Source organism: Frankia tisae, from assembly GCF_025403405.1.
GTDB classification, from domain to species: Bacteria; Actinomycetota; Actinomycetes; order Frankiales; family Frankiaceae; genus Frankia; species Frankia tisai.
The window spans coordinates 1-3,324 of the sequence record NZ_JANEZT010000526.1 but is presented as its reverse complement, the minus strand read 5'-3'; the positions used below and the strand labels follow the sequence as shown (position 1 = coordinate 3,324).

The 3,324-nt window shown below is 74.3% G+C and carries 5 protein-coding genes; 4 read left to right on the top strand and 1 reads right to left on the bottom strand.

The genetic code is table 11. The features are described 5' to 3' along the window. On the top strand, nt 1–416 hold a 416-nt coding region (locus NBZ85_RS29255), incomplete at its 5' end, for a DUF2599 domain-containing protein (RefSeq protein ID WP_261563177.1). Between the two features lie 33 nt (nt 417–449). Here NBZ85_RS29255 and NBZ85_RS29250 read toward each other — a convergent pair. Next, nucleotides 450–1,181 carry a class I SAM-dependent methyltransferase gene (locus NBZ85_RS29250; RefSeq protein ID WP_261560572.1) on the bottom strand — a complete coding sequence of 244 codons (732 nt, stop codon included), beginning with the start codon at nt 1,179–1,181 and terminating at the stop codon, nt 450–452. Between the two features lie 167 nt (nt 1,182–1,348). On the opposite strand from NBZ85_RS29250, the gene NBZ85_RS29245 reads away from it, so the two are divergent. The 3 genes from NBZ85_RS29245 to NBZ85_RS29235 are packed head-to-tail and all read left to right on the top strand — an operon-like array spanning nt 1,349 to nt 3,201. Further along, nucleotides 1,349–1,918 (top strand): TetR/AcrR family transcriptional regulator, encoded by a 570-nt coding sequence (locus NBZ85_RS29245; RefSeq protein WP_261563175.1) that lies wholly within the window; start codon nt 1,349–1,351, stop codon nt 1,916–1,918. A gap of 23 nt (nt 1,919–1,941) precedes the next feature. Then, the gene (locus tag NBZ85_RS29240; protein ID WP_261563179.1) at nt 1,942–2,631 is read left to right on the top strand and encodes a DUF4865 family protein; all 690 of its coding nucleotides are present in this window, start codon (nt 1,942–1,944) and stop codon (nt 2,629–2,631) included. Nucleotides 2,632–2,640: 9 nt separating this feature from the next. Then, on the top strand, nt 2,641–3,201 hold the full coding sequence (locus tag NBZ85_RS29235; RefSeq protein ID WP_308205084.1) for a class I SAM-dependent methyltransferase: 561 nt from the start codon (nt 2,641–2,643) through the stop codon (nt 3,199–3,201). Nucleotides 3,202–3,324 lie beyond the last annotated feature (123 nt).

The window sequence follows — 3,324 nt, the reverse complement described above, 5'->3', positions numbered from 1 at the left end:
GCCTCAACGCCGCGGGTGCCGCAGCGGGGGCGAGGCCGTACTGCGGGTCCAGCCGCTATGTCGAGGAGATCGTCGTCGAGCAGTGGGCCGACGGCCGGCTGCGGATCTCGGTACGGCCCACCTCGGCCGCCCGCCACGCCGACCGCGACGAGGCCACCGAGGCGATCTGGGCGGCCATCGGCGGCTGCGTGACCACGCTGCCCGCCCTCGGTCGTGACGTCGCCGACAGCCTGCACGCGCAACTGACCTGTCACCAGGACCTGGCCCTGGTACCCGCGCTCGGCGGCGGCAGGGGCTACGCCACCGGCGACACCTACGACCTGGAAAGCTGGCGGCCGATGATGCGACCGAACTCGGTGTCGACGTGGATCTCCACCCGCTGCGGCAACACCCTCGGCACCGGCGAGCACGCCTGACCTGCACGCCCGTGCCCGCCGGGCCGCCGGCCGTCAGCGCAGCACGAGCAGGTCCATGGTGTCGATCACAGGCCTCGTCGCGGTGGCGGCGGCGGCGCGCAGCCGGGTGAGGCCGGCGGCGTAGGCGTCGTCGTCGATCAGCCGCAGCGGGGTGTGGGCGTCGCGGTCCAGACCGTCGAGGACGGCGGCCAGCGACGGGGCGCTGACCTGCGCCACGGCCTCGCCGGCCGCGACGGTGAACCCGGCGGCGGCGAACACCGCCCGCACCGTCGCCGCCTGCGGGTAGGTGTCGTCGACCAGCCGGATCGCCTCGGGAAAGAACCGCAGCAGAGTGATCTGATCGGCGCGGCCGGCGAACACCGAGCGCAGCAGCACCGGCGCGCCGGGCCGCAGCACCCGCCGCAGCTCCGCGGCCGCCGCCGGCAGGTCGGCGAGGTGATGGACCACTGTCGACAGCCACGCGGCGTCGAGGCTGCCCGCGGCCAGCGGCAGGGCGTCGGCCCGCCCGGCGACCAGCTGCGGCGCCTGTGCCCGTGCCCGCATCGCCACCGACGGCTCGATGGCCACGACCCGGACCCCGTACCAGGCGGCGAACAGCTGCGCCCACCAGCCTGTGCCCGCCCCCACGTCGAGCAGTGTCATTCCCGGACGGGGAGCGAGGTGGCGGTCCACCGCGGCCCGCCACTGGGCCAGCCCGTCGGCGGGCACGTGCCGTCCCGCCCGAAACGCCGCCGCGGCCGGCTCGTCGTAGCGCATCCGCCTCATGCCCACCCACCGTCCTGTCCCCGCCTGTCGCTCGCGCACCGCGGATCGCCAAACCGTTGATCGCCAAACCATTGATCGCCCAAGTGCGGATCGCTCACCCTGCACTGTGGGACCTCCGGCGCGCAAAGGAAACCCGTACTGTACTTACTGGTATGTACAATGGCGGAATGGACGCGGCGGAGCGGCTGATCGAGAGCACCCGGGCGTTGCTGTGGGAACGCGGGTACGTGGGGACGAGCCCGAAGGCGATCCAGGCGCACGCCGGGGTCGGGCAGGGCAGCATGTACCACCACTTCGCCGGCAAGGCAGCACTCGCCCACGCCGCGATCACGCGGACCGCCGCCGAGCTGCGGGCCGCCGCCGACGCCCAGCTCGGCGCCGACGGGCCGATCCTCGCCCGCATCGAGGCCTACCTGCGCCGCGAACGCGACGTGCTGCGCGGCTGCCCGGTCGGCCGGCTCACCCAGGATCCCGACGTCATGGCCGACCCCGCCCTGCGCGCCCCGGTCGAGCAGACGTTCACCTGGCTGCGCGCCCGCCTGGGCGCCCTGCTCGCCGAAGGCGTGGCCGCCGGCGAGCTCACCGGCCTCGACCCGCCGGCGACGGCCGCCACAATCGTCGCGGTGCTGCAGGGCGGCTACGTACTGGCCCGCGCCGCCGGCAACACCGCCCCGTTCACCCAGGCCGTCGACGGCCTGGTCGCCCTGCTCACCGCCCACGCCGCACCCAGAGGATAAGGACGCGGACGTACGTGTACGCGATGCAGTACGAGATCACCCTGCCCGCCGACTACGACATGGAGATCATCCGCCGCCGGGTCGCCGACACCGGCCACGCCCTCGACGACCAGGCCGGCCTCGCCCTGAAGGCGTACGCGATCCGCGAACGCGGCGTCGCGGGCGCCGCGGTGAACCAGGACGCCCCGTTCTACCTGTGGCACGACGCCGCGGCGATGGGACACTTCCTCGTCGGCGGCGGCGGATTCGACCGGATCATCCACTCGTTCGGCCGGCCGCCGGTCGCCCACGGCACCGTCCTCGCCGTCATCGCCGGTCCAGCGCACCCCACCGGACAGCAGCCGGCGGCCAGTCCCGCCCGTTCGGGGCTCGCGGATGCGCCGACCCCGGCCATCGCACTGGCCGTTGCCCCAACCGCAGCCTCACGTCTAGTCACCAAGCTGCCCGCCGATCCCGATACCGACGGCAGGGGCCCGGGACTCAACGCCCGCGTCGCGCACGAGACCGACGCGCTCGCGGCGCTGGCCGGTCGTGCTGGGCTGCACACCGTCGCGCTCACCCTCGACCCCCGTCGCTGGGAGCTGACACGGTTCGCGTTGTGGGCCGACGCCACGGCCGCCGCTGGGGACGCCCGGGCCACCGAGCGTTACCAGGTACTGCACGTCAGCACGCCGGACGTCGCCGCTGCGACCCGGCTAACCGGCCGACTATGATCATCGGTCATGGGTGACGAGCCGGATCTGTCCGCGACCCGTGACGCCTACGACGGCGTCGCCGAACGCTACGCGCGGATGTTCAGCGGCGAACTGGCCCGCCGCCCGCTGGACCGGGCATTGCTGGGCGCGTTCGCCGAACTCGTCCGCTCCCGGGCAGCGGCTACCGGGGCGTCCGCCGCCGTCGCCGACCTCGGCTGCGGACCGGGCCACATCACGGCCCACCTGCACGATCTCGGGGTGGAGGCCTTCGGCATCGACCTGTCCCCGAAGATGATCGCGCTGGCTCGCCGTGACCGTCCCGGGCTGCGCTTCGAGGTGGGCGACATGCAGGGCCTCGCGCTCGCCGACGGCGCCCTGGGCGGCATCCGCCGACCCCGGCGCCGACGCCCCCCAGGTGCATCCCCACCTGGTCACCCCGTCGCACCGCTGGCCGCCGGAGGCGATCGCAGCCCTGCTGGGCAGGGCCGGGTTCGTCGCGTCGGCGCGGCTGCTGCGCGACCCCGACGCGACCGAACGGCTCCCCAGCGCCGTCCTGCTCTCCCATCGCCCACCGCAGTGCCCACCTGATCCGCCGGGCACCTCCGCAAGCCCGTCCGGCCATCGCCGCCTGGCCACCACCACTCCCCCTCCCCCTCCCCTGACGATCACTGCGCCCTGACGATCAGAGCACGCGGCTGGCCAGGGCACTCC